Genomic DNA, 2304 nt, shown 5'->3' with positions numbered 1-2304 from the left:
GTCCGCCCCCGCCGGTGGGTTCCCCCCGACCGCCTCAGCATGCGAGACGGGCAGCTCAGGGCGGGCCCGGCCCGGCTCTCCCGCACTACACTCGGGCCGAGCACCGATCTTTGAAGGAGTCCGTCCATGGCAGAGCGCAAGAAGATCGAATCGTGGCTGACCGACATGGACGGGGTACTGATGCACGAGGGCGTGCCGGTGCCCGGCGCGGACGCGTTCATCAAGAAGCTGCGGGACAGCGGACGCCCCTTCCTCGTGCTCACCAACAACTCCATCTACACCGCCCGCGACCTGTGCGCCCGCCTCGAGCGCATCGGCCTGGAGGTCCCGGTGGAGAACATCTGGACGTCGGCGCTGGCCACCGCGCGCTTCCTGGACAACCAGCACCCCGGCGGCACCGCCTACGTCATCGGCGAGGCCGGCCTCACCACCGCCCTGCACGACGCCGGGTACGTCCTCAGCGACCACGACCCCGACTTCGTGATCCTCGGCGAGACCCGCACCTACTCCTTCGAGGCGTTGACCAAGGCCATCCGCCTCATCAACAACGGCGCCCGCTTCATCGCCACCAACCCCGACAACACGGGGCCCTCCCCCGAGGGCGCGCTGCCGGCCACCGGGTCGGTCGCCGCGCTCATCACCAAGGCGACCGGCAAGGAGCCGTACTTCGTCGGCAAGCCGAACCCGCTGATGATGCGCACCGGCCTCAACCAGATCGGCGCCCACTCGGAGACGTCCGCGATGATCGGCGACCGGATGGACACCGACGTCCTCGCCGGCCTGGAGGCCGGCATGGAGACCTACCTCGTCCTCACCGGCCTCACCGCCAAGAGCGACCTGGACCGCTACCCCTTCCGCCCCACCAAGGTCGTCGACTCCATCGCCGACCTCGTCGACCTGGTCTGACCCCGGGCCCGCCCACGCCGGGTGCGGGCAAGTCAGGGGCGGTGAAGGCTCCGAGTTGGCGGCGGAGTTGAAGGCCTGTCCGACAGGCCTTTGACGAGTATGGTCGTGGGACCATGCTGTCTCTGCTGCTCCTCCTGTACGCCGTGTTCCTCGTCTTCTGCGTCCCGACGTGGCTTGTCTGGCGGATGGGGCGGCGGGCGCGGGTTCCCCGCTGGATGCTGGTGGTCTTCCTGCTGGCCGGGTGGCTCACGGTGTCTGTCGGCTGGACGCTCACGCAGAACGCGCAGCCGTTCCTGTTTCCCGAGACCTCGCCCTGCTACGGCACCCGCAGCGCGCCCGTGACGCAGTACTTCCCGCCCGACTCGTTCTGCCGCCACGCGGATGGCGAGTTGCGCACGGTCAACGGTACGGACCGCAAGCTCGTGTTCTGGACGGCCGCCGCCACCACCGTGGCGATGGCGATCGGCGCGCCGTTCGCGCGGTGTCGTCAACCGGTCGGGGTCCGGGGTGATGGCGGGCGCTGGCTTCCGGGGCACGTTCCGCCTCTGCCGTGGTGGGCACGCTGACGCCGCGTCAGCGGGGGGTGAGGAGGCAGAACTCGTTGTTCTCCGGGTCGGACAGGATCTTCCAGTGGATCGTGGACTGGTCGATGCCGGGGTCGGTGGCGCCGAGAGCGCGGAGTCGGGCGGCTTCCGCCTCGAGGTCGCCGTCCGGGTAGGGGGCGACATCGAGGTGGACGCGGTTCCACACGGTCTTCGTGCCGGGGGTGCGGACGAACTCCAGGTAGGGCCCGACGCCTTGGGCGGAGCGCAGGGTCGCCAGGTCGTCGGTGGCCTCGTGCACCGTCCAGTCCGTCGCCTCGCCCCAGAACCGGGCCATCGCACGCGGATCGGCGCAGTCGACGACCACCGCGGCGACGGGCCCGGTGTCCTGGTAGATCGGGCGGGGCTCCAGGACGCAGAATTCGTTGCCTTCAGGGTCGGCCATGACCGTCCACGGGACGTCGTCGCCCTGGCCGATGTCGGCGAGCGTCGCGCCGAGGTCCTTCAGGCGGGCGACGAGTTCCGCCTGGTGGGCGGTCGAGGTGGTGGCGAGGTCGAGGTGGACCCGGTTCTTGACGGTCTTCGGTTCGGGGCGGGCGACGAGGTCGATGCAGACGGCCGCGGGGTCGGGGTAGGAGAAGCCCACGGGTTCGAGGTTGGTGACGCCGGGTCCCTCGCTGTCCACCCCCCAACCCAGGACCTCGGCCCAGAACCGGCCGAGGGCGGAGTCGTCCTTGGCCTTCATGTTGATCTGCACGAGTCGTGTCGCCATGCCGGAGATCCTAGAAGCCGCGCCGCTCGCCGCCGCGCCCCGAAGGGTTCTCAGTGGAGGCGGACGTGGTCGACGGCCCAGTAC

General features: G+C 70.1%; 3 protein-coding genes. 2 read left to right on the top strand and 1 reads right to left on the bottom strand.

Going from position 1 to position 2304, the window contains the following annotated elements; translation table 11 throughout:
• Positions 1-126 precede the first annotated feature (126 nt).
• Together GL263_RS25240 and GL263_RS25235 are read left to right on the top strand one after the other, a co-directional pair.
• A complete protein-coding gene (locus tag GL263_RS25240) occupies positions 127-906 on the top strand; it encodes an HAD-IIA family hydrolase (protein ID WP_182858055.1) in 780 nt (259 codons plus the stop codon).
• Positions 907-1019: 113 nt separating this feature from the next.
• Positions 1020-1472 (top strand): hypothetical protein, encoded by a 453-nt coding sequence (locus GL263_RS25235; RefSeq protein ID WP_228456815.1) that lies wholly within the window; start codon positions 1020-1022, stop codon positions 1470-1472.
• A gap of 7 nt (positions 1473-1479) precedes the next feature.
• On the opposite strand, the gene GL263_RS25230 is transcribed toward GL263_RS25235, so the two are convergent.
• A complete protein-coding gene (locus GL263_RS25230; RefSeq protein ID WP_182858054.1) occupies positions 1480-2220 on the bottom strand; it encodes a VOC family protein in 741 nt (246 codons plus the stop codon).
• Positions 2221-2304 lie beyond the last annotated feature (84 nt).

Origin of the sequence: Streptomyces durbertensis (assembly GCF_014156695.1) — a bacterium.
GTDB classification, from domain to species: domain Bacteria; phylum Actinomycetota; class Actinomycetes; order Streptomycetales; family Streptomycetaceae; genus Streptomyces; species Streptomyces durbertensis.
This window is presented reverse-complemented; position numbering and strand designations above follow the sequence as displayed.

Excerpts from the sequence above, each read along its gene's own strand:
- GL263_RS25240 (WP_182858055.1), top strand. The coding sequence starts at position 127 with ATGGCAGAGCGCAAGAAGATCGAATCGTGGCTGACCGACATGGACGGG.
- GL263_RS25235 (WP_228456815.1), top strand. The coding sequence starts at position 1,020 with ATGCTGTCTCTGCTGCTCCTCCTGTACGCCGTGTTCCTCGTCTTCTGC.
- GL263_RS25230 (WP_182858054.1), bottom strand. The coding sequence starts at position 2,220 with ATGGCGACACGACTCGTGCAGATCAACATGAAGGCCAAGGACGACTCC.